Annotated in this window: 17 protein-coding genes and 1 pseudogene; 7 read left to right on the top strand and 11 right to left on the bottom strand. The window is 71.6% G+C overall.

Annotated features, from left to right (window positions below; translation table 11 throughout):
* Positions 1-80: 80 nt before the first annotated feature.
* From ACLWS4_RS18590 to ACLWS4_RS18570, 5 genes are all read right to left on the bottom strand, one after another.
* The gene (locus ACLWS4_RS18590; protein WP_049653200.1) at positions 81-902 is read right to left on the bottom strand and encodes a hypothetical protein; all 822 of its coding nucleotides are present in this window, start codon (positions 900-902) and stop codon (positions 81-83) included.
* Positions 899-2,953, bottom strand: a complete 2,055-nt coding sequence (locus ACLWS4_RS18585; protein ID WP_074005332.1) for a hypothetical protein — start codon at positions 2,951-2,953, stop codon at positions 899-901. Before ACLWS4_RS18585 ends, ACLWS4_RS18590 begins: the two co-directional genes overlap by 4 nt.
* A 2-nt stretch (positions 2,954-2,955) precedes the next feature.
* Positions 2,956-3,390 (bottom strand): hypothetical protein, encoded by a 435-nt coding sequence (locus ACLWS4_RS18580; protein ID WP_049653206.1) that lies wholly within the window; start codon positions 3,388-3,390, stop codon positions 2,956-2,958.
* A gap of 425 nt (positions 3,391-3,815) precedes the next feature.
* Positions 3,816-4,379: a peptide deformylase gene (locus tag ACLWS4_RS18575; protein ID WP_074005331.1), complete on the bottom strand. Its 564-nt coding sequence runs from the start codon at positions 4,377-4,379 to the stop codon at positions 3,816-3,818.
* Positions 4,376-5,347: a helix-turn-helix domain-containing protein gene (locus ACLWS4_RS18570; protein ID WP_049653211.1), complete on the bottom strand. Its 972-nt coding sequence runs from the start codon at positions 5,345-5,347 to the stop codon at positions 4,376-4,378. The genes ACLWS4_RS18575 and ACLWS4_RS18570 overlap by 4 nt, the downstream gene beginning before the upstream one ends.
* Before the next feature lie 363 nt (positions 5,348-5,710).
* On the opposite strand from ACLWS4_RS18570, the gene murC reads away from it, so the two are divergent.
* Positions 5,711-7,138: a UDP-N-acetylmuramate--L-alanine ligase gene (murC, locus tag ACLWS4_RS18565; RefSeq protein WP_074005329.1), complete on the top strand. Its 1,428-nt coding sequence runs from the start codon at positions 5,711-5,713 to the stop codon at positions 7,136-7,138.
* Here murC and ACLWS4_RS18560 read toward each other — a convergent pair whose 3' ends face one another.
* Entirely contained in the window at positions 7,139-8,536 is a 1,398-nt protein-coding gene (locus tag ACLWS4_RS18560) for a UDP-N-acetylmuramoyl-tripeptide--D-alanyl-D-alanine ligase (RefSeq protein WP_049653214.1), read from the bottom strand. It abuts the gene before it with no gap.
* A 125-nt stretch (positions 8,537-8,661) separates the two neighbouring features.
* Here ACLWS4_RS18560 and ACLWS4_RS18555 point away from each other — a divergent pair.
* The 3 genes and pseudogenes from ACLWS4_RS18555 to ACLWS4_RS18545 form a co-directional block, all read left to right on the top strand.
* A pseudogene (locus ACLWS4_RS18555) lies at positions 8,662-8,871 on the top strand (hypothetical protein); the annotation flags it as partial.
* A 188-nt stretch (positions 8,872-9,059) separates the two neighbouring features.
* On the top strand, positions 9,060-9,614 hold the full coding sequence (locus ACLWS4_RS18550; RefSeq protein ID WP_416874652.1) for a D-alanine--D-alanine ligase family protein: 555 nt from the start codon (positions 9,060-9,062) through the stop codon (positions 9,612-9,614).
* Between the two features lie 340 nt (positions 9,615-9,954).
* Positions 9,955-10,857, top strand: a complete 903-nt coding sequence (locus ACLWS4_RS18545; protein WP_074005327.1) for a hypothetical protein — start codon at positions 9,955-9,957, stop codon at positions 10,855-10,857.
* A gap of 176 nt (positions 10,858-11,033) precedes the next feature.
* On the opposite strand, the gene ACLWS4_RS18540 is transcribed toward ACLWS4_RS18545, so the two are convergent.
* A complete protein-coding gene (locus tag ACLWS4_RS18540; RefSeq protein ID WP_074005326.1) occupies positions 11,034-11,339 on the bottom strand; it encodes a hypothetical protein in 306 nt (101 codons plus the stop codon).
* Between the two features lie 111 nt (positions 11,340-11,450).
* Positions 11,451-12,233: an alpha/beta fold hydrolase gene (locus ACLWS4_RS18535; RefSeq protein WP_416874651.1), complete on the bottom strand. Its 783-nt coding sequence runs from the start codon at positions 12,231-12,233 to the stop codon at positions 11,451-11,453.
* 142 nt (positions 12,234-12,375) lie between these two features.
* Between ACLWS4_RS18535 and ACLWS4_RS18530 the strand changes: the two genes are divergently transcribed.
* Both ACLWS4_RS18530 and ACLWS4_RS18525 read left to right on the top strand, forming a co-directional pair.
* Positions 12,376-15,411, top strand: coding sequence for an AfsR/SARP family transcriptional regulator (locus ACLWS4_RS18530; protein WP_416874650.1), 3,036 nt, complete (start codon positions 12,376-12,378; stop codon positions 15,409-15,411).
* A 134-nt stretch (positions 15,412-15,545) separates the two neighbouring features.
* A complete protein-coding gene (locus ACLWS4_RS18525; protein WP_049661056.1) occupies positions 15,546-16,103 on the top strand; it encodes a hypothetical protein in 558 nt (185 codons plus the stop codon).
* A gap of 150 nt (positions 16,104-16,253) precedes the next feature.
* Here ACLWS4_RS18525 and ACLWS4_RS18520 read toward each other — a convergent pair whose 3' ends face one another.
* The 3 genes from ACLWS4_RS18520 to ACLWS4_RS18510 form a co-directional block, all read right to left on the bottom strand.
* A complete protein-coding gene (locus ACLWS4_RS18520) occupies positions 16,254-18,119 on the bottom strand; it encodes a serine/threonine protein kinase (RefSeq protein WP_416874649.1) in 1,866 nt (621 codons plus the stop codon).
* Between the two features lie 250 nt (positions 18,120-18,369).
* Positions 18,370-19,731 carry a S10 family serine carboxypeptidase-like protein gene (locus ACLWS4_RS18515; RefSeq protein WP_416874648.1) on the bottom strand — a complete coding sequence of 454 codons (1,362 nt, stop codon included), beginning with the start codon at positions 19,729-19,731 and terminating at the stop codon, positions 18,370-18,372.
* A 53-nt stretch (positions 19,732-19,784) separates the two neighbouring features.
* Positions 19,785-21,038 carry a phosphatidylserine decarboxylase gene (locus tag ACLWS4_RS18510; protein ID WP_416874647.1) on the bottom strand — a complete coding sequence of 418 codons (1,254 nt, stop codon included), beginning with the start codon at positions 21,036-21,038 and terminating at the stop codon, positions 19,785-19,787.
* Between the two features lie 548 nt (positions 21,039-21,586).
* Between ACLWS4_RS18510 and ACLWS4_RS18505 the strand changes: the two genes are divergently transcribed.
* On the top strand, positions 21,587-22,297 hold the full coding sequence (locus ACLWS4_RS18505; RefSeq protein ID WP_416874646.1) for a pyridoxamine 5'-phosphate oxidase family protein: 711 nt from the start codon (positions 21,587-21,589) through the stop codon (positions 22,295-22,297).
* The last annotated feature ends 51 nt before the right edge of the window (positions 22,298-22,348 follow it).

Genomic DNA, 22,348 nt, shown 5'->3' with positions numbered 1-22,348 from the left:
CTGCTCGGAGGCCGCCCGGGTGAGGCGCCAGGCGCACCAGCTAGTCCGTGGGGCGAGCAACCAGCGCAGGAGGGTGGTTCTCATCTCGCCGGCTCCGGCCGGTCGGCCTCCTCCGCCGACTCGGCACCGTCGTGGATGTCGAGGGCCTCTTCAAGCTCGGTCGCAAGGTCGCCGTGGCCGGCAGTCCTCATGTAGTCGGACGTGAAGGTGACGAGCAGCCTCCGCTGATGCAGCTGGTCGAAACGGGAGAAGAACGTGCGCAAGATCTCCAGAACTTGGAGATCGGTCGGATCAGTGGACGGTTTGCGGGCGGTCGCGAGCAACTGCGACAGACCGGCCAGAGCCTTGGTGAAGTGGGTCCTGGAATCCTCATCGGTCAACTTGAAGTCTTTGAGATGATCCGCCCACGTTCCCGTGTCGGGCATGGTCAGAGCTGCGGCCAGGATCGCCGGGTCGGCAAGCGCGAGGGCGCGAGCTCTGGCCGCCTGGAGGAAGACGGCGTCCTCCACTCCCTGATTCTGGCGGGCGCGCATCACTGCAGCAGTAGCTTCGGTGGCGGCGCGGTCCAGAACCACGGTGGCCTCGGCCCTCAGGACGTGATCCGGGTATCCGGCCAACGGACGCGGACCTGCCAGATGGTCGGCCAGGGCATCCCTCGCACCTGGCAGGTCGGCCGGATCCAGCTGAGCGGCGGCATCCACTGCCGCTCTACGAAGCGAAGTGCGGATGAGCCGTGCGAGGGCCGGTCTGTCGTATCCCGGCAGGTGGTCGGGGTACGCGGTGGCAGTGATCTCCGCAGTGAAGGCGATGTCCGGGTAGCAGGTGGGCAGGACGGCAGGGAACGCGGTCACCTCACGCCGCAGTGCCCGCCGCTGCGCACGGGTCGCGCCGGGCTGGCTCACGATGGCTCCGGCCGGGCGGCCGGGAAGCGCCGGCTGATCAACCGTCGGCGGAACTCACGCATGGCCTTCGTCTCGGCATCGATCTCACGGCCAACGACGATGGCCGCAACCGGATCGAGTCCGATGCGACCGCTGACAATCCGCTCCACGAGGTCGAGAACCTGCTCGCCCGGCAGAGAGCCGTCGATACTGGCCTCGGCCCAGGCCGCGAGGGTGCTCTCACAGGTATGAGCGAGGGCCTTGTCTGGCAGGGTGTCATTCCATCCTGCGACGATCTTGTCAGTGACGGACTCGTCGTGGCGCGCTGCGGCAAGCAGGAGCTCCGTCGGGTACGGATCGGCGGTCAGGTCTGCCAGGGCGAGGAAGGCCCGTCGGCCAGCGCGTGACCTGCTGGCCCTGCCGGGTGTGCTGCTGTCCGGTGGTCCGATCCAGTCATTGACGGCTGCCCAGGTCAAGGCCAGCTTGCCGTGCTCGCTCACCAACGCGCGCAGCGCCCTTCCCGCCTCGCCGTTGGCCTGATCGTCAGCGTCCCGAGCGAGGATGTGCCGGAGGCGTACCAGAGCTTGACCGGGAAATCTCGCGGCGAACGTGCCCTGGCACACCAGGGCGGCGACTCTGGCGACCTCTTGGTCTTTGCTCTGCGCCCAGTTCTCCCGCAGTTGCTTGCGCACCGTCGCACCGAGAACCGGATGCTGCGCTGCGGAGGAGAGCATCCGGGCAGCGGCGTCGCCACGGCTGAGCGCCGCTGGAGCACTCCGGGTGGCCGGGCTGGGCAGGACAGTGCTGTCATTGTGCTCGGCTGCCAGTTTCGCCAGCAGCTCGGCAATGGTGTCGAGCCGGTCAGCCCCGATCTCTCCCTTGGCCGTGATCCGCGCGATCCACTTTCTGATGTGGCTCTGTGCGTCGGCAAGTTCGGTCCAGATGTGCCTGAGCACCGCATAGCCGTAGCCGGGCCGGTGGGTGAAGGTCACCTTATTGTCGCTGACCTTTGCTCCTGCGTCACGCAGACGGCTTCCCAAATCCAGACCCGACAGGGCGTTGCGCACGCTGTCGTCGACTTTCTCTCCGAGTAGATCTCGGGCGGCTTGGTGCACTTGGGAGGGGCTGGCCCCTTCCAAGAGCACCGCTGCCAGGAGCAGGGCGCGGTCCTCCGGTCGTTCGACGGTCCGCCCGAAGAACCCGGTGACGTAGTCGCGCCATCCGGTGAACCGTTCGACTGCCGCTGCGAGCTCCTGCTCGCTGTCGGCTGCGCCTGCGAGCAGCCGGGCGAGTTCGGCGGCATCTGCCGGGTGCATGCCGTCAGTCACCAGCTGGGCAAGGTCCTGCTGGTTCTCCTTGGGCTCGTATCCGGACTGCAGCCGCTCGACGAGTTCCGTACGACGGTGAAACAAGCTGAGGTGCGAGCTGACCAGGTGTCGGGGTGCGGGCGGTCGAGCCTGGACTACGGCGGCCGCTTCATGTCCCATGGTGGGCCAGCCGTCGCGGCCGGCGATCACGATCAGGCAGGATCCGATCTCCGCGAGCCGACGGCCGTGGCCGCTCAGCTTCGACGGCATCTCCTTCGACCAGTCGGCGATCTCGGCGGAGACGTTCAAGAGATATCCGCAGTTCTCCCCGATCGGGAGCAGGCTGCTGTCCGGCGGGTCCCAGTCCGGCGTGATCTGCCAAAGCTCCAGCGAGGGCCTGCCCTCGCTCCGACGAGGCTTGTCCATCATGGTCAGGGCCCGGACAGCGGTGGCATAACGGCCAGTGCCTTCGTCGCCGGCCACAACTGCCAGCCCGCCTCCACGAAGGAGCACGTCACGGACGGCTTCTGCGGCGAGGACCTCTTCACCATCGCGATCGATCCTGACCCATGCCTGCCGCACCACCGAGATCACCGATGGCTCGACGGAGTGGACGGGCAGCAGTTCCTTCTCATGGATGTTGACCACGGCGACCGCGTTGGCCCCGTCGGCAGCCTGGGCCTGGACGACCACCGACCGGTGATTGCCATCAGCTCGTTGGCCCCCGAAGGACTCAAGGCCGGGCTCCTCCATCAGCCGCTCCACTGTTACCTCCTGGGCCGCGTGGAAGCGGTGATGGAGCCCTTCCCCGTACTCACGTTGCCACCAGCCTGAATGACCACGCTGTTGGTGTTCCCGTTCGCGTTCATCACCGCGCCCGCAGCCCTGCCCCCAACTCCCAGGTCAGTAAGCAGTTGCTCCAGCTCTTCAACCGCGTCGGGGTTACGCTGCAGATACATTCCAAGTTGCCAGAAGCACTGCGCCCTCAGCGCCTCCGGGTCCCCGTCACCGTTCGGGCCGCATCTCTCGCCGGCGACGTCCAGTTCTGCCAACTGCCGCTCCACCACCGCTGGTTCATCACGTCGCAGGAAACGGGCGATCTTTTCCCGGACCAAGCCCCACCCGGATCGAGCCACCTCCGCAGCCAGCGCCTCGGACGCACGCGTCGCCAGGTCCATCATGTCGATCTCGGCAGCACTCATCGCTCACCTCTCATCCGGCCCGAGACGATGGGCCACATCCCGAAAGAATGCGAACGGAGCGTGACATCACACAAGCGGAACGTGCACATCGACTGGATCCCGTCCTTGGAGGCTCCAGCGTGCCGAGTGGGCGGCCCGCACTCGTTCGAATCCTGCACACGGCACACTTCCCGACACTCGCACAGTCTTCGATGGGCGCCAGGCGGATGCTGTTCGACTAGCGCGTCCCCAACCACGACCGAACGGCGAGCTCAGGCTGGCGTGAATTCGCCGTCAGACTGGAGAGCTCCACCGAACCAGCTATACCAAGGCTCCGACAGGCCCCGAGACACAGGCGCCTCCTCGCCCCCCGGCTCGAAGGGGTACGCTGCCACTCTTCCGACCGGCAGGCCGTGACGCAGCCCGGGGCGCTGCAGCGGCATTGGTCAGTAGGCCCAGGTTGAGCCGGTTCCCCGGTACTCCTCGACCGGAATCGGGTGGACATCGGGGCGCATGCGGTCGGTGTAGAGGAGGCCGTCGAGGTGGTCGATCTCGTGGGCGATGAGGCGGGCGAGGCCGAACTCGTAGGTGGCTGTGGTGATGGCACCGTCGAGGGTGGCGGCGGCGACGTCCATGCGCAGCGGGCGGGGGACCATGCCGCGGACGTCGAAGAAGCTGAGGCAGCCCTCGTACTGTTCGTCGGTCTCGTCGGAGACGGCGGTGACCTTGGGGTTGAGCAGGATGATCGGGTCGGCGTCGGCGGTCGGGGGAAGGACGAGGGCGGCGGCGCGGGGGATGCCGATCTGTGGGGCGGCGAGCCCCATGCCCTTGGCGAAGGAGTGGACGCGGCCGATGCGGTCGACGGCGGTGAACAGTTCGTCGATGACGTCCTGGGCGGCGGTGCGTTCGGCCGGTAGGTCGAAGGGCTGGGCGGGGTGGTTGAGGATGGGGGTGCCTTGCTGGATCACGCCGAGGGACTGCATCTGCTGGCTTGGCCGCACCTCGATCACCTGGTCTCCTTGGTCTGTTGCTGGTTGTCGGCGGTGGCGCGGAAGCGCCATTCGAGGCGGAAGCGGGCGTGCAGCGGTGGGTCGTCTGTGGCCCAGGCGAAGTGCCGGCGCTCGCCGTCGTCATGGCGGCTGACGGCGGTGCGCAGGGGAACGGCCTCGGCGGTCATGGAGGTCTCGGTGCCCCACACGACCGGGTCGAGGGCGCTGGGGAAGTCGAGGCGGACGGCGAGGTGTTCGGTGGGCAGGCGGACGGCGCGCTGGAACCAGTGGCCCCACTTGTCGGCGCCGACGCTGTAGGCGTACTCGATCCAGGTCGCGTCGCCCGGGTAGAGCGGGAAGCGGCCGTGCTCGTTGTCGAACAGGAGCCAGACCTCCTTGAAGGCGTCGCGGTCGTGCTTGGCCTGCCACCGCATGTCCTCGCCCTGGCACGAGGCGCTGAGCGCCAGTTCGTCCCAGGTCAGTGGGTGCCCACGGTAGTGGGCGTTGGAGCGCTCGGGTTCGCCGGGGTAGCGGTCGACGGCGATGCGGATGAGGTAGCGGGTGATGGGCTCGGCGCCCGTGTTCCGTAGGCGGCGGCGCATGGTCAACCGGTAGGTGGAGCCGTCGAATTGGAGTGCGGCCTCGTCATGTTCGACCACGATCGCGGCCCCGGAGGCGTAGGGCTGATCGGCTCGGCGAGGTGTCGGCGGGGCGGTCGGGGTGCGGCTTCGGGAGCGGGCTGCGTCGTAGTCGAGCCAGCGCCGCCAAACGGCTTTCCCGGCATTGAGGGTCTCGTCGGCGAGGCGGGCGAACTCCTCGGTCGGCTTGTGGCGGCCGGACTCCACGTGGCTGACGTACGAGGGGTCGAAGCCCATCTTCCCGGCCAGCGCGCGTTTGGAGAGGCCGCGCACCTCGCGCCAGTGGGCGACTTCGGCGGCGAACGCCTCCATGGCCTGGTCGACCGCGTCGTGGCTGGCCGTCGGTTCCATCCGCTCCGCCCCCAGTGAGTGATGAATGAACCGTGAGTGACCTTAGCTCACCATCCCGTCACGGTCCTGCCTCCGGTTGTCATTGCCCCATCGGGCCCGCACTTCAAGCGCCTGACCAGTACCAACCGCCCACCTTCCGTTCTGCCGAGAGGGGTTGGCCGTGTACGAGCCCCGTCCCGCCACCGAGGTCAGCATCGCGATCCGGCCGGCGCGGTCCTCGGCGTCATCGTGCACGACGACTTCGATTCGGCCCGACTCGGTGCTCACCCGGCGGCCGACTCGGCGCGGGACGGCGGCACCTGCGCGCAGCGCCCTTCCACTCATCGCCCTTCACGGGCTGGACTCCGAACTGGAGCGCACAGCATGGAAACCAGGAACGTGATCGTCCCCGTCCACGACGGCCCCATCGACTTGACCCGCCCGCACTTCGTGGGCGTCGGCGGCGCCGGCATGTCGGCCCTCGCCCGCCTCCTGCTGGAAAGCGGTAGCCGGGTGTCCGGCTCCGACACCGACGACACCACCGCCCTGCGCGAGCTGGAGGACGCCGGTGCCTCGGTCGCCATCGGCCACACCGCCGGCAACCTCCCCGCCGACGCCACCGTCCTCGTGTGGTCCAGCGCGGTGACCCCGGGCAACCCCGAGGTCGCCGCTGCCCGCCGCTCCGGCATCCCGGTGGTGCACCGCTCGGACGTGCTGGCCCGCGTGATCGCCGCCGCCGAGCAGTCCGTCGCCGTGGCAGGCACCCACGGCAAGACCATGACCACCGGCATCCTCAGCGCCGCCCTGGCCCACCTCGACCCCTCGTACGCCATCGGCGGCACCCCGGTCGACCACCCCAACGCCCACCAGGGCTTCGGCGGCCTCCTGGTCGCCGAGGCGGACGAGAGCGACCGCACCGCCGGCCGCTACCACCCGCAGGTCGCCGTCGTCCTGAACGTGGACGACGACCACCCCGAGCAGTACGTCGACCTGAACGACGTCCTGGACGTCTTCGAGCGACTGGCCCGCAACAGCTCCATCCTGGTCGTCTCCTCCGACGACCCGGGCGCCCGGCTGCTGATCGAGCGCCTGCAGGCGGCGCCCGGCCCGCGCGTGGTCACGGTCGGCGAGGCCAAGGACGCCGACGTGCGGGTGCTGCGCGTGCTGTGGGACGGGGCCGCCAGCCACGTCACCGTGCAGGACACGGACGGGTCGTGGCACGAGTTCACCGTGGCCGTCCCCGGGCGGCACAACGCGCTGAACGCCGCCGCCGCGTTCGCTACCGGCCGGGTGCTCGGCACCGAACCCGCCGACCTGGTGGCCGGCATCAACGCCTTCCAGGGCATCAAGCGCAGGCTCACCACCACCGGCACCCACGCCGGGGTGACGGTGCTGGACTCCTACGCCCACCACCCGAGTGAGATCACCGCCGACCTGGCCACCGCCCGGATGCTCACCGAGGGCCGGGTGATCGCGGTGTTCGAGCCCACCGGCTGGACCCGTACCGCCGCCCTCGGCGAGGAGATGGGGCGTCGGCTCGCGGCGGCCGACGAGGTCGTCCTCCTGGACGTGCACGCTTCGGTCGAGTCCCCGCTCACCGGGGTCAGCACCGCGCCGATGGCCGCGCAGGTCGTCGCCTGCGGCGGCCGGGCCCACACCGCGGGTGACGGGCGCGATGCGGCGGATGTGGTCGCCGAGCTGGCCGGGCCCGGCGACCTGGTGGTGACGATGGGCACCGGGACCGCCGGCCGCGTCGGCAGGGCGGTCCTGCTGCGGCTGGCCGAGGCCCCGGCGACGGTCCGGGCCGCGTAGTCAGCCGGTGAGTCCCATGGCGTCGGGTTTGGCGAGCCGCATCGCGGCGTCCTCAAGCCCGACGCTGTGGGAGCCCTTCACCAGCACCACGTCTCCGGGCTTGAGGTAGGTCAGCAGCAGGTCGAGGGCGGCGTCGCGGTCCGGGACCAGCGTCGCCGTCACTCCGCCGTCGACCGCGCTCGCGTGAACCAGGGCGGCCTCCGCGCCGCCGACCGCGATCAGGTCCGTGACACCGTTCCGGGCCACCATGCGGCCCAGCTCCGCGTGGTGGGCGTCGGACTCCTCGCCCAACTCCCGCATCTCGCCCAGCACCGCCACCGTCCTGCGTCCGCCGCCGGCCATGGCGGTGAGCGCGGACAAGGCCACGGCCATCGATTCGGGGTTCGCGTTGAACGCGTCGTTGATCACCGTCACGCCGTCCGGCCGCTCGGTGACGTCCATCCGGCCCGGCGTCAGCTGCCGGGCACCGGTCAGCGCCTCCGCCGCCTGCCGCACGCTCGCACCCAGCCCGATCGCCACCGCGGCGGCGGCCGTCGCGTTGGACACGTGGTGGGCGCCGTACAGCCCCAGCTTCACCGGGGCGCTCTCGCCCCTGTACGTGAGGGTGAACGAGGGCCGGCCCGCTCCGTCCAGCTCGATGTCGACGGCCCGCACGTCCCCGGCCCGCGCCCCGAACGTCAGGACCGGCGCGACCGTACGCGGCGCCATCGACATGACGTACGGGTCGTCGGCGTTCAGCACCGCCAAGCCGTCGACGGGCAAGGCCTCGACGAGTTCGCCCTTCGCGACGGCGATCGACTCCTTCCCGCCGCCGAACTCGCCCACGTGCGCGGTCCCGACGTTCAGCACCAGGCCGACCTTCGGCGGGACGATCCCCGTCAGGTACTTGATGTGCCCGGCGCCGCGCGAGCCCATCTCCAGCACCAGCAGGCGGGTGCTCTCGTCCGCCCGGAAGACGGTCAGCGGCAGGCCGATCTCGCCGTTGAACGACAGCGGCGTGGCCACGGTGGTGTCCATGGTCTCCAGCACCTGGGCCAGCAGGTCCTTGGTGCTGGTCTTCCCGGCCGAGCCGGTCAGCCCGATCACCGTCGGCGCCTTCAGCCGGTCCAGCACCGCGCGGGCCAGCGCGCCCATCGCGTCCTGGACGTCCGGCACCACGATCGCCGGCACCCCGACCGGCCGGGCCGCCAGCACCGCCGTCGCCCCGGCGCGGACGGCGGCCTCGGCGAACCGGTGCCCGTCCGTGTGCTCGCCCGGCAGCGCGATGAACAGCGCCCCCGGCTCCACCAGCCGCGAGTCGATCACCCCGGGCCGGTCCACCACGGCACCCGGATCGGGGGCGTCGTGCGGAGCGCCCCCGACAGCCTCGGCGATCTCTTGCAGGGTCATGGGGACCATGGTGGCTCCGATCCGTCGACGCACCCGCCCGCTCGTCCCGGGGCGGCCTGCCCTCGACGCTAGCGGCTCCCCGACGCCCCTCCCGTCATCCGGCGCATTCCGAACCAGACTGCGACAAAAGGAAGATGAGCATGTCTGCAGCTGAACGTCGTATCGCTCTCGTCACCGGCGGCCGCTCCGGCGAACGCGACCGCTCGCTGATCTCCGGCGAGGCCGTACGTGAGTCCCTGGCCCGCCAGGGCCTGCCGCACTTCGTCCTCAACCCCACCGACGAGGACTTCGCCGACCGCGTCCGCGAAGCCGACGTCGCGTTCCTCGCCCTCGCCGGCCAATGGGCCGAGGACGGCAAGCTCCAGGGCCTCCTGGACAGCCTCGGCGTCCCCTACACGGGCTCCGGGGTCCTGGCCAGCGCGATGGCGATGCACAAGCCCACCGCCAAGACCCTCGTCCTCGCCGGCGGCGTCACCGTGCTGCCGCACATCCCGTTCCGGGGCCACGACGACCCCGAGGAAACCGCCCGGGCGTGCGTGGAGGAGTGGGCCTGCCGGTCATCCTCAAGCCCACCTCGGAGGGCGGATCGATCGGCATGCGCGTCTTCAGGGACCTCAACTCGCTCACCGCCACGCTCACCCACGACACCCGCGGCGGCGAGTGGTTCGTCGAACCGTTCAAGGAAGGCAGCGCCGTAACCTGCGGCGTCCTGGAGAAGGACGGCGCCCTGGTCGTGCTCCCGCCGCTGGAGACCGTCCCCACCACCGCCGAGTTCTACGACCACAAGGCCAAGCGCGACCCCGCCGGCCACCGCTACCGCTGCCCCGCCCAACTCCCGGACGCCGCCCTCGCCACCATCTCCCGCGCGGCCGTCCGCGCCCACCAGGTGCTGCACTGCTCGGGCCACTCGCGCTCGGACTTCCTCGTCACCCCCGACGGCGAGGCCCACTGGCTGGAGATCAACACGCTCCCCGGACTCTCCACCCACGGCAACCTCGCCACCATGGCCGCAGCCGCCGGGATCAGCTACGACACCCTGATCCAGACCATGCTCGCCGCTGCCCGGGCGAACGGGTACCGACCGTGAACACCGCCGACCTGCCGCTGTCGGCAGCCGACATCCACGCAGCCGCTTCGCCATGCCCGCACCCACACCGCCAACACCACCCCGCCCCTGACTCCCGCACAGGAAGTCGACCTCACCGACTTCCTGTGCAGCATCGCGGCCGGTCGGAGTGGAGCCGGGATGCTTCCGGCCCCCGGCGCGCCGAACGGCCCGCTCCGACGGCACCGGCCGGCGCACCCGTGCGGACCGGTTTCGTGTGACAACCACTCAGCCAGGCACCAAGCGTGACGCCATGGACACTTTGAGTGTCAGTGGTGACTCCTACGGTTACCGAGACACAGTCAATCGATAGGAGAAGAACATGACTTCGCCGAAGAAGCCACGCCGCAACTACAGCAGCGGCACCGTCGCCGGGCTCCTCACCCTGGCCCGCGGCGGCTGCTACTGGCCCGAATGCAAGGAGCCCACCGTCCGTATGGTCGAGGGCGATCCCATCCAGAACCTTCAGATCGCCCACATCCGTGCACTGGAGGACAACGGCCCCCGCGCCGAGCCCACCTGGTCGGAAGCCGAGCGCAACCATTTCTCCAACCTGATCCTGCTCTGCACCGTCCACCACAAGGTGATCGACGGCCCTCGCAGCGGGGCGTTCTCGGTCGAGTTGCTTCTCGACTGGAAGAAGGCTCGCGAGGCCGACGGGGTCGACGCGCTCGAAGGGCTCGGGGACCTCACCAAGGCCGACCTCGGCGAGCTCATCCGTGAGGCCCAGGCCGAGTTCGCCGAACGCCTCGGCCCGGCCCTCGACGAGTTCGCGAAGTCGGCCCCAGAACTCGCCTCCGTCCTCAAGCTGGCCACCTCCGAGTTCGCGGAGCTGCGCAACCACCGCGGCGGCGTTTCCGAAGACACCGCCATGCTCCTGCAGGATGCCGCCCGCTCGCTGCACGGGCTGGAGGACAACGCCAACACGCTCAGCCGGGCGGCACGCGACCTGAAGGGTTTGGAGGACAGCGCTTGCACCCTGGCGGATGCCGCAGACGGGCTGAAGGGCCTGGAAGGCAACGCGGCGGCGCTCGCGGCGGCCGCCCAACGGCTGCGGGGCCTGGAGAGCATCGCGAGCATGCTGGCGAGCGCCGCGAACAAGCTGGGGAACCTGGAAGGCCAGTCCTGGGAACTCAAGGAAGCCTCGCAGGAAATCAAGGAAGCCGCCAGGGAGGTTCTTCGGGCGACCGAGGCCCTGAACGAGGCACGCCGCCGCAACCGGTGACGGACGCTGCCCGCTCAGCCTCCCCGGGGCGACCGAGCCCCGGGGAGGCGCTCCGGCCCGCTTTCACGCACCCGAAGACTTCGGGCCCGCTCGTCCGGGTCCTGCCGTGACCGGTCTTCCCCAAGGAGTCGGCCCCCGCCGCGATTCGGCGGGGGCCGACTCCCGGGGCCGGAGGGTCAGTTGTCGTTGTTGACCTTGGTGTAGGCCGCGCTGTAGCCGGTCGGGCAGTAGAGGGTGTCACTGCCGTTGCCCATGTGCCAGAGGCCGTTGACGGTCGCCTGGCTGCCCTTGACGTTGTCGTTGTTGCAGACCAGCACCAGCTGCCAGTGGTTCTTCGTGGCAGTGGTCTGGCAGCTCACCGAGCCCCAGTTCGTCCCCTGGGTGGTGCTGCAGTACGAGGTCGCCGAGGCGGTCGGCGCCGCCATCACACCGGCGGCCACCAGCAGTGCCGCACCCGCCCCCAGAGCCGCGATTCGACGCATGGCCTTCTCCCTTGTCGTGTGTCCGGACAACGTGAGCGGTCAGCATGCCGAAGATGTGATCGGTTGTATCCACCGGCGACACGACTGGCCGAAACCGGTCCTTCCGCTTGCCTACCGGGCGCTGGTGAGGAAGTCCAGGACGAGGGGGCTCGCGGTGGTGCGGAACTCCTCGAAGTAGGCGTGCCGGGCGCCGGGGAGCAGGTGCAGGCGGGCGCCGGGGATGCGGGCGGCGAGCAGGGGGGCGTTGGCAGCGGGGTTGAGCCGGTCGTCGGCGCCGTGGACGACCAGGGTGGGGGCGCCGATGGCCGGCAGGAGGTCCCAGGCGTCGTGCCGGTTGCTGGCGGCGAGGTGGCGGCGGCGGGCGTGGGCGGGCATGGCGGGGTCGCCGAGGGTGTGGTGCGGGCCGGGGTGGGAGTCGAGCCACCGGGGGGTGTACATCAGCTCCAGCAGGGCCTGTCGCGCGGCCTCAGGGTCGGGTTGCGCCAGGGCGCGGCGGACGTCGGCGCCGCGTTCGACGCCGTGCGGGCCGCCGGGTGAGGTGCAGCCGAGGACCAGGGCGCGCACCCGGTGCGGGTGGCGGGCGGCGAGCTGCTGGGCCACCCGTCCGCCCATGGACGTGCCGTAGACGTCGGCCCGGTCGATGCCGAGGTCGTCGAGGACGGCGACGACGTCCCGGGCGAACTGTTCGGTGCTGTACGGGGTGTCGGGCTTGTCGCTGCCGCCGGTGCCGCGGTGGTCGAGGGTGAGGGTGGCGCGGGCGGGGTGGAAGTCGGCGCGGACCGCGTCCCACCAGTGGTGGTCGTTGGCCTGGCCGGCCAGCAGGACCAGTGGCGCCCCTTCGCCGCGCAACTGGTAGGCGATCCGGGTGCCGTCCGGTGCCGTCGCGTGCGTCATGGTCTCCCCCTCGTTCCCGGGCCAGCGGCCAGGGTATCCCCGTACTCCCGGACGGGCCCGGGGCCTCGTCCCTGACCAGGGGTGATGCGGTCGGTAAAATGCGCGGCCGGGGGATCGTGTGCGGGCGGAGGGGGATTGGCCGGTGGGTGGTTTACGGTTCACGGTGCTGGGGCCGCTGCGGGGGTGGCGGGACGGCGGCGAGCTCGTGCTCGGATCGCCGCAGCAGCGGAGCCTGTTGCTCGCGCTGCTGCTGAGGGCCAACCACCCGGTGTCGACCGGTCAGTTGGTCGACGACCTGTGGGGCGATGATCCGCCCGCCAAGCCCTCCGCCGTGATCCGGACGTACGTCCACCGCCTGCGCCGCGTCCTGGGGCCCGCCGCGCCGACCACGCTCAGCGGGGGCTACCTGTTCGCCCTGGACGCCGGCGGGCTGGACACCCACCGGGTCGAGGAACTCCTCGGCGAGGCGAGGGAGCTGCGCGCCGGCGGGCAGCACGCCCGCGCCGCCGCCGTGCTCCGCTCGGCGCTGGCGCTGTGGCAGGGCGAGCCGATGACCGGGCTGCCCGGCCCGTACGCCGAGCGGCAGCGCGGCGAGTGGGCCGAGCGCCGGGTGACCGTCCTGGAGTCCTGTCTGGAGGCCGAGGTCGAGGCCGGGCCGTCCGGCGAGGCCGTCCCCGAACTGGCCGCCGTGGTGGCCGAGTACCCGCTCCGGGAGCGGTTCTCCGAACTGCTGATGCTCGCCCTCTACCGGACCGGCCGGCAGGCGGAGGCCCTGGGCGTGTACCGCGCGGCGGACCGGCGGCTGCGGGCGCAGCTCGGCGTCTCGGCCGGGCCCGGGTTGCGCGAGTTGCAGCGGCGGATCCTGGTGGCCGACGCCGCGCTCGTGGCGCCCGCGCCCACCTCGGCGTCCACGTCCTCGCCCTCGGCCACGCCCACCTCCTCGCCCGCACCGACGACGGCCCGGCCCGCCGCCGCGGCCCGTGCGCCGTACCCGGCGGCGGTCCGGCCGACCCAAGTCCCGGCCGACCTCGCCGACTTCACCGGTCGCGAGGCGCAGACCGAGGCGCTGCGGGCCGTCCTGCTCTCCCCCGGCACCATGCCCGTGGCGACGGTGTCGGGCCTGGGCGGCGTGGGCAAGACGGCGCTGGCCGTCCACGTCGCGCACACGCTGGCCGCCGACTTCCCCGACGGCCAGCTCTACCTGGACCTGCACGGGGCCGACGGCCGCCCGACCCGGCCCGAGGAGGCGGTGGGCGCCTTCCTGCGGTCCCTGGGCGTGCCGCCGGAGGGGCTGGCGCCCGGGCTCGCCGAACGCTCCGCCCAGTTCCGCTCGTTGCTATCCGGCCGGCGGGTGCTGGTGGTCCTCGACAACGCCCGGGACGCCGAACAGATCAGGCCGCTGCTGCCCGGCCGGGCGGGCTGCGCCGTGCTCGTCACCAGCCGGGCCAGGCTCGGTTCGCTTCCCAACGCGCACGTCGTCGAGCTGACCGCGTTCGCCCCGCAGGAGGCCCTGGGCCTGCTCGAACGGGTGGTCGGCGGGCAGCGGCTGCGGGCCGAGGCGGACACGGCCGGGGAGCTCGTGCGGCTCTGCGGCCACCTGCCGCTGGCCGTACGGATCCTCGCCGCGCGCCTCGCCTGCCGGCCGGGCTGGTCGATGGCCCGGCTGCTCGACAAGCTGGCCGGGGACCGCCGGCGGCTGGACGTGCTGCGCGCCGGGGACCTCGCCGTCGAGTCGGCGTTCCGCTTCGGCTACGACCAGCTGACGCCCGAACAGGCCCGGGCCTTCCGCCTGTTGGCGGTGCCGGAGGTGCCCGACCTGTCGCCGGGGGCGGTCGCGGCGGTGCTCGGCCTGCCCGAGCGGGAGGCCGAGGAGCTGGCCGAGTCGCTGGTCGACTGCTCGATGCTGGAGACCGCGCCGCCGGACCGCTACCGGTACCACGACCTGCTGCGCGCCTTCGCCCTGCAACTCGCCCCGGAGGGGGAAGCGGAGGCGGAGGGGGACCGGCCGGCCGCCGTCCTCACCCGCCTGATGGCCCGCCACCACGGCGAGACCGTCGCGGCCCTCGGCCCGGCCGCCGCCCGCGCCGCCCTGCCGTTCACCGGCGCCGCCGCCCGTGGCGGTGGCTGCGGTACGGCAGCGGCCCACGGCCGCGGCGACTACCGCGGCATCGGCGCGCTGGTCGGCCAGTACGCCGCCCTCCCCGAGCCGCCCCGGCTCGACCTGGCGGCCGAACTGCTGCTCGGCTACGTCCTGTTGTGCGAGACCGGCCAGGCCGCCCGGCCGCTCGGGCACGCGGCCAAGGTGCTGCTCCACGCCGCCGTCCGCGCGGGCGACCGGACGGGCGAGGTCAGGGCCCGGCTGGTGCTCGGACGGCTGCTGACCGAGGTCGGCTCCGAACCGGCGGCCCTCGCCGAGCTATTCAGGGCCCGCGACCTGTGCACCGCCCACGACCTGCCGGGGCCGCTGCTCGCCCTGGCCCACGCCTCGCTGGCCGCCCTGTTCGCCCAGGTCGGCCGGCCGGGCGACGCCGTCGACGGCTTCACGGCGGCGATCTCGGTGTGGGATCGACTCGGCGACCGGCGCTCGGTGGCGGCCGAACTGCTCAACCTGGCAGGCGCGTTCACCGGGCTCGGCCGGTCCGAGGCGGCGGTGCGCGTCGTCGACCAGTCCCTGCTGATCTGCCACGAGCTCGCCGACCACGAGCTCCAGGCGCTCGCCCTGGACTCGTTGGGGACGATCGCCCACGACCGCGGCGAGTACGAGCAGGCCCTGCGCCACCACCGCAACGCCCTGGCCCTGCTGCGGCCGGACGACCGGCGCCGCACCGGCCGTACGCTGCTGCGGCTCGCCGAGTCGCTGCGCGCCGTCGGCCGCGGCGAGGAGGCGGTGGCGGCGGCCGGGCGGGCGGTGGAGGTGCTGACGCTCGACGGCGACCGCCGGGGGCGGGGGCTGGCCCTGGCGGCGCTCGGCGACGCGCTCGCCGACCGCGCAGCCGCCGAGGGCACCGGGGATGCCGGGGATGCCGCCGGGGAGGCGGCCCGGGCGCACCGGTCGGAGGCCTACGACATCCTGGCCTCCATCGGCTCCCCCGAGGCCGCCCGGCTGCGCGAGCTGATCGGCCCGGCCCGGCCCGCCGTCCGGCCGCGCCGGCAGTGGCCGTCCTGGCTGCCGGCGTGACCCGCCTGAGGTCCGCCCGGTCCGGCGAGCCGACCTGGGGGCGCCTCCGCGGGAGGACAGGGGGACGCCGGCAGGTCCAGGGCGCGGACAAAACCGGTATCTCCGAGTGCGGGCGCCCTGGCAGACTCCCCGCCATGGCCAACTCCTACGCGCGACCGGTCCTGAGGACGGCGGACCTCGACGAGGCCCTGCGGGCCGCCGGGCGGTTGCTGGATCTCGCCGACACCCGGGAGCTCGAGGTCGACTTCGACGCGCGCGTTCCCGACGCGCGGGCCCTCGAACGGCTCCTGGGCCTCCTGCCGGGTGCCGAGTGGTGGGCCGACGGCGCCGGACACGGCTCCTCCGACAGGGGTGACCCGCCGTCGGCCCACCTCCCGGTCCGGTTGATGGGCTGGGGCATGTCCGCGGACGTGGTGCGGCCGGTCCTGGCGGCGGCGGGGGCATGCCCGGTGTCGGTCCGCTGGGACTTCTCCGGCTGGCCGGAGGCTCCCGACATCGGCCTCGGTGCCGGAGGTCCCAGGGGCGCCTACGTGACGGTCTGCGCGCATGCCCGGGACCTCGACCTGACGGAGCCGGCGGCCGACCACACGGTGTTCGTGCACGTCAAGCATGTCGAGGCCGAACGCGCCCCGTGGCTGGCGGCACGAGTCGGCCTCCAGGTGATCGGCGAGCTGGTGATGGCCCCGTGGTGACCCGGGGCCGTGGCACCGCCCACAGCGCCGCCCCGGCCCCCGGATCGCGGACGAACCCGGCGTCGTCCGCGTCGCAGTCGTACAGCTCGCCGTCGCGGCCCCGGTCGACGGCGGTCTCCGGTCGGAGCCGGGCAGTCGGCTCCCGGCGGCTCAGTTGAACGTCCACACCTGGTTCTGCGCGCCCGTGCAGGACGCCACGTGGGTCCCGACGCCGATGCCCTCGGACGTCAGGCACAGCTGGGTGGCGACGTTGGCGATCCGGTAGCCGCCCGGGACCTGCGCGATGGCCCAGACCTGGTTCCAGTCGGCCGGCGGGCTCGTCCAGATCTGCACCAGTCCGCTCCTGCGGTCCTGGTCCAGCACCTTGGTGAAGTTGCTGGAGGCGTTGCGCAGGTAGTACATCCCGTCGGCGACCCGGTCCAGCCGCCAGAGCTGCGCCGCCGTGCCGTTGGCGAAGTAGGTGCCGACGGTGTTGCCGTCCTGGTCGTTGGAGGAGTAGTTGTCCAGCGCGCCGTTGGTGCCGGTGATCCGCGCCTCGGCGGGCAGTTGCGGTTTGGGCTGCGGCGTGGGCTGGGCGGACTGCGTCGGGGTCGCGGGCGTCGTGGGGGTGGCCGTTTCGCCGGGGGCGGGGCGGTCGGGGGCGGCGGAGGTCGGCGCGGGCGCGGCCGGGCTCTGGCCCGCGGCGGGGGCGGGGGCCGGGGCGGCGGGCGCGGCGGGGACCGGCGCGGGCGGCGGGGCTGCGGACGTGGCGTACGGCGGGGCGGTGGCCGGTCCGGGCCCGGCGGCGGGCGCGGGGCTCTCGCCCGTGCCCGGTCCGCCCGACGGTACGGGGGCCTGCGCGGGGGCGGACGGCTGTCCGGCGGGCGGGCGGCCGGCCTCGACGAGGGCGGCGGCGCCCGCCACCGCGGACCCGGCCGCGGGCCCGGCGACGGCGGCGCCGGGCGGCGTGGCGTCCCGGCCGGGCCGTACCACCGTCGCCCCGGCGGCCCCGGCCACGCAGAGCAGCGTCAGTGCCGTCACCCCGGCCAGCGCCCGCAGGCGGCGCCCGGGGCGGGGTATGCGCCGGGCCCTCGGCGCCTGCCGGGCGACGGGCCGGGCGACGGGCCGCTCCGGGCCCGACGGCGACACCGCCGCCTCGCCCGCCGCGAGGGCCTGGCGCAACGCCGCAGCCATCGTCGCCGCGTCGGGCCAGCGCTCGCCGGGGTCCTTGGCCATCGCCCGCTCGACCACCGCGCGCACCGGCGCGGGCACGTCCCCGGGCAGCGGCGGGACGGGCTCCGTCAGGTGCTTGAGGATCAGTTCGAGGGCGGTCTCCCCGTCGTACGGGAGCCTCCCGGCGAGGCATTCGTAGAGGACCACGCCGAGCGCGTAGAGGTCCGCCGAGGCGGTGACCGTCCCGGTGGAGGCCTGTTCCGGTGCCTGGTAGGCGGCGGTGCCCAGCACCACCCCGGGTACGGTGAACCGGGGGTCGCAGGCGGGGCCGGCGATGCCGAAGTCCGCGATCACCGTCCGGTCGCCGTTGACCATCAGGTTGGCGGGTTTGATGTCCTGGTGGACCACCCCGGACGCGTGCGCGGCCTCCAGCGCCTCCAGCACCTGGAGGGCCAGCCGCAGGGCCTCGGCCACCGGCAGGGCTCCGCGCCGTTCCAGGACGGCGCTCAGCGGCTGACCGTCGATCAGCTCCATCACCAGGTAGCCGACCGGGCGCCGACCGGTCCCGGCACCGTACGCACCGCCGTGCCCGTCGCCGTGCGCGTCGCCGCTGGCCCCGTCGCCGCCGCTGTGCCCGTAGTCGTACACGCCGACGATGCCCGGGTGCCGCAGCCGGGCCATGACGCGGGCCTCGGCGTGGAAGCGCTCGGCGAAGCCGGGCTCGTCCAGCAGGGCCGGCTTCACCACCTTGACCGCCACCCGGCGGCCCAGGACCTCGTCCTCGGCGAGCCACACGTCGCCCATCGACCCGCCGCCGAGCCAGTCCACCAGCCGGTAGCGGTCGGCGAGCACGGTGCCGCGCAATGCTTCTCCCTGAATCGAGCCCGAGGGGGCCGGAGCGGATCCGGGGGCCGGCCCGGTCCCCTGGGCGCGCCCTGGTCCGGGACGCCCTCCGAGGATCGTGGCACCGGCTGATAGTTACTGACTTGCCATCATATGAATGATGTTCAGCTCAGGCCATCACCACCCCGCGCCCGCGGCACCACGAACGGCGGGGCGGCACCGCAGTGCCGCCCCGCCGTCCGATCAACTCCCCGGCGCCGTCGCCGGTCCGCTACGCGAGCGGTCCCTGCGGGTCGTGCCCGTGGAAGGGACGCTCGAAGAGCCAGTTGTAGAGCATCTCCCGACAGGTCTCCGGCTGGTACGCCGGCACCTCGTGACCGGAGTCGGGGATGGACACCTGCGTCAGGTTGCCGCGCTGGCGGACGAAGCCCTTGGGGTCGCCCGGCGGCTGCTGCCAGATCAGGCGGGGCGCGCCGTGCCACTCCGGGTCGCGGTCCCGCATGAGCCTGTCGAGGATCTCCTCGGTGCTCCGGAAGCCGCAGGCGGTGTCGAAGTTCCCGGTGTAGAGCAGCACCTTGTAGCGCTTGATGCCCCCGTCGCTCCTGTCGATGAGCGCGCCGTACTTGTCGGACGCGTCCGCCATGTTGTCCTCTACCAGGGCATCGGCCACCGGGCCGCTGTTGTCCTCGCACGTCCACTCGAGCCCGAGCGGCACGTGCAGGGCCTTCCTGACGGGATCGGTGTTCAGGTACGCCTTCAGCGTCTCCCAGGGCAGGCCCTTCCAGCCCCGGGCGTCGTAGATGTCGAAGTTCCCGCCGTAGGCCAGGGTCTTGTCCACCAGGGCGTTGCCGTCCTTGGTGGCCTGGACCATGCTGCCTTCCTTGATCTCGGCCTGGACCTTCGCGTAGTCCCGGAGCAGTTCCTCGCGCTGGCCGAGGCCGATGAATCCGGTGGTGTAGACGTAGTCGATCATGAGGCCCAGCGAGAGCTCGGGGGTGATCCAGCCGTTGCCCACCGCGATCCCGCGCAGGTCGATGTGCTGTCCCGCCTTCCGCCCGTTCTGCTTGTCGATCTCCAGGGCGATCGCCGGCACGTACTTGCCGGCGTAGCTCTCGCCGCAGACGTACAGCGGGCACTTCGCGTACTCGGGGTGCAGCTGGAAGAACTTCTGGAGCGCCTGCCAGAACATGTGGCCGAGTTCGGCCTCGTCCTCGACGTACTCGTCGTGCTTGGGGTCGTCGGAGTGGCTGTACCCGGCGCCCAGGGGCTGGTCCCAGTAGAGGAGGTGCGCCTCCTGGTTCCAGCTGGTGGTGGTCAGCGACACGGTCCCGACGGTGTCCTCGGTGATGGTCAGCGGGCCGTTCTCCAGGAAGAGCCCGATCAGTGAGGAGGCGCCGGGGCCTCCGTTGAGCCAGATCACCAGCGGTGTGGCGCTGATCAGGTCCTGCTGGTCGGCGACGGGCACGTGGGGGCTGCAGGTCTGGCTCTCGAAGAACCAGTAGAAGAGGTTGTTCTTCGCGGTGCCCGTGCCGTCGAGCTGTACGCGCCCCGCGTAGGAGCGGATCCCCAGCTCGAGGCTCTTGGTGTCGAGGAGGTTCGCCGGGATCGACGTGACGAGATCGTCCGGTTCCATGGTTCAGTCCTTCATTCGGGAGCGGATCAACGGGATCGACGGGATCAGCAGGATCACCGGGCGAACGGGATGCCCCGGCGGGACTGCGCGTGGTGGGGGTGGCTGAACAGCCCGTTCGTCCGCCCCGGGTCCTCAAGGGTCCCGATGCGCTGCCCCATGTGCAGCTGCAGGGCCGGGAAGCGGCCGTGCTCGAACAGCAGGATGTTCAGGGAGCCGCCGTACTGGAAGTTCCCGATCTTCTGGCCCTTCGTCACCGGGACGGGCTTCTGGGGGTTCTTGAAGTCCGCTTCGTACTGCACGGAGCCGATCGAGTTGAGGCCGACGGTCACCATCGCCACGTGCGTCTCGTGCTTGCCCCCCCTGGGGTCGGTGAACATCGTCCTGAAGATGAGGTATCCGCGGCGGAAGGTGTCGAACATCTCGTAGTCGAACCCGTAGCCGACGTTCCCCTTGTTGAGGAGCTCGGGGAAGTCCCGCATCCCGTAGTAGATTCCGTGGACGTCGTCGTGGGACTCCACGACCTCACCCGCTACCGGCGCGTGGTACCAGTGGTAGGTGTCGGGCATCAGGATGCACGACACGGCCGTGCCCCCGGGGAGCATCCTGCCGCCCTCCTCCCTGGGGACGAACCTCTTGTAGTAATCGGAACCGGCGAGCAGCTGCTTGACGTTCATGGTGACCGTCTTGACCGGGATCGGCGTCTCCTCGGCCAGGTCGTCGACGATCATGTTGATGACGCAGTCGGTCGGGGCGACCACCACGCTGTTGTCGTCCGGGGCATCGATCGGCCGCTTGCCGTCCTTCAGTTCCCGGATGAAGAACTGGTTGAAGGTGGCCCAGGGGCCGTCCTTGAAGTCCGCCATCCTCGTGCCGAGTTCGCTCTCCCAGAGCTTGATGAGCTTCTGCCCGTCCTTCCCCGTGTCATCCATCTGCCCGCCCTGCAGCCTGGTGAAGTCCTCGGTCATCTCCAGGCCGGGACCACAGGTCACGAAGACCATCCCGTAGTCGTTCTCGTAGGTGAGCCAGCTGAACTTCTCGATGTAGTTCAGGCCCGAGTTGGGCTTCGTCTTGTACCAGTCGTCGTACCAGTTCGTGAAGAACTTCTTCAGGTCCTCGATCGTCGCCCCCCGCCAGTCGTAGTACACGTTCTCGTCCTCGGGTGCCTTCGGGTCGGCCGGGCACTTCACCACGTTGGCGATCGTCGCGTCGAACAGGGTCTTGAAGCCCTCGTGATTGTCGCGGTACCAGCCATCGATCTTCTTGAGGAACTCTTCGAGGGAATTCGAGAACTCACCGTTGTCCGGCATGGCTCTCCCTTTCGCATCCGCCGCGGAGGCGTCCCCTTTCGGATCACCTCGCTGATCTCGGCGTCCACGAGTATGGTTCCGCCCCGGCCCGCGGCCGGGGCGGACACGCATGAGCGTCACCGGTCCGTGAATCCCCTTGCCGGTATGAGGAATTACCCTCTCCAGCAACCGACCGGAAGAGCCGAAACGTTCTTCCGGTCGTGGTGACCGGCCCCCGTCAGCCAACCGGTCGGACCGACCGCCATGGCCACGAGGTGCTCCCGCTCCAACGGCGGACGGCCGAATGGCGCATAGGAACGTCCAGGCACCCTGCGGGCCCTGCCGGCCGGGGGGGGGTTGCTCTGGCGGGGTGATCCGCCACCGCCGCGCGCACGTTGGGGCCCGTCGGGCGCCCGCCATGCCGTAGTCATGACCCGTGTCCAGGGCCCGCTCCCGTCACCGGCAGAGCCCGACCTCCCGTCCCTCACTTCGAAGGAGCCGCCGTGCCCCAGGAGCCGGAAACCGTCACAGGGTCGTCGGACGCCGCGGCGTTCGCCAAGAGGACTCAGGTGAGCACCGACCCGAACGACTGGGTCCCCATCCTCCAGGCGGGCTTCGTCTGCACCGTCGCGCACCTCGAGATCACCACCCTGGACGGCCAGCTGACGATCAGGCCCCGATGCGTCCCCATGGTCTACGCCTACCACGAGGAAGGCGGCAGGAGGCTCCTCTACCTGCACGGGTCCATCTACTACCCGGACTGGCTCCCGGTCTCACTGAAGCACCTGTGGAGCGGTGACGGCGTGTCCGTCAGCCTGACCGCCACCGTCGTCGACGGCCTCGTCGTCGGACGCGCGGCCATCAGCACCTCCCTCGACTACCGCTCCGTCGTCGTCAACGGCGTCGCCAGGAAGGTCGCCCCCTCCGCCCGCGCGAAGACCTTCCAGGCGCTGAGCGACCAGGTCATCCCCAATCGCTGGAGCGAGCTGCGCCCCATCGACGACACCGACCTGGACACGGACGGGCACGATCACCCCACCATCGGAGTCCTCTCCATCGACCTCGACGAGAAGGAGACGACCGTCCACGCCAAGATCGCGACCCACCCCGAGGGGCCCGAACACGAGACCCAGCGGGACTTGGACTACCCCCACGCCTGGGGCGGCGTCCTCACCGTGCGCCAGACGTACGGCGATCCCGTCCCCGACAAGCACGTCCCGCCGGGCACCCCCGTCCCCACGTCCGTGCAGGACCTCGTCAAGAGCCACCGGGCCACGTAGGACACGGCACCGCAGGCCCGGACCGTGCGTCACGGTCCGGGCCTGCGGTGG

The sequence above is a fragment of the Kitasatospora sp. SC0581 genome (assembly GCF_048159585.1).
In the GTDB taxonomy this organism is placed as follows: domain Bacteria; phylum Actinomycetota; class Actinomycetes; order Streptomycetales; family Streptomycetaceae; genus Kitasatospora.
This window is presented reverse-complemented; position numbering and strand designations above follow the sequence as displayed.

Bases quoted from the DNA above. Each gene is read 5' to 3' on its own strand.
- murC (WP_074005329.1), top strand. From the start codon at position 5,711: ATGGAAACCAGGAACGTGATCGTCCCCGTCCACGACGGCCCCATCGAC.
- ACLWS4_RS18560 (WP_049653214.1), bottom strand. From the start codon at position 8,536: ATGGTCCCCATGACCCTGCAAGAGATCGCCGAGGCTGTCGGGGGCGCT.
- ACLWS4_RS18525 (WP_049661056.1), top strand. From the start codon at position 15,546: ATGGCCAACTCCTACGCGCGACCGGTCCTGAGGACGGCGGACCTCGAC.
- ACLWS4_RS18515 (WP_416874648.1), bottom strand. From the start codon at position 19,731: ATGGAACCGGACGATCTCGTCACGTCGATCCCGGCGAACCTCCTCGAC.
- ACLWS4_RS18570 (WP_049653211.1), bottom strand. From the start codon at position 5,347: ATGGAACCGACGGCCAGCCACGACGCGGTCGACCAGGCCATGGAGGCG.
- ACLWS4_RS18540 (WP_074005326.1), bottom strand. From the start codon at position 11,339: ATGCGTCGAATCGCGGCTCTGGGGGCGGGTGCGGCACTGCTGGTGGCC.
- ACLWS4_RS18545 (WP_074005327.1), top strand. From the start codon at position 9,955: ATGACTTCGCCGAAGAAGCCACGCCGCAACTACAGCAGCGGCACCGTC.
- ACLWS4_RS18510 (WP_416874647.1), bottom strand. From the start codon at position 21,038: ATGCCGGACAACGGTGAGTTCTCGAATTCCCTCGAAGAGTTCCTCAAG.
- ACLWS4_RS18580 (WP_049653206.1), bottom strand. From the start codon at position 3,390: ATGAGTGCTGCCGAGATCGACATGATGGACCTGGCGACGCGTGCGTCC.
- ACLWS4_RS18535 (WP_416874651.1), bottom strand. From the start codon at position 12,233: ATGACGCACGCGACGGCACCGGACGGCACCCGGATCGCCTACCAGTTG.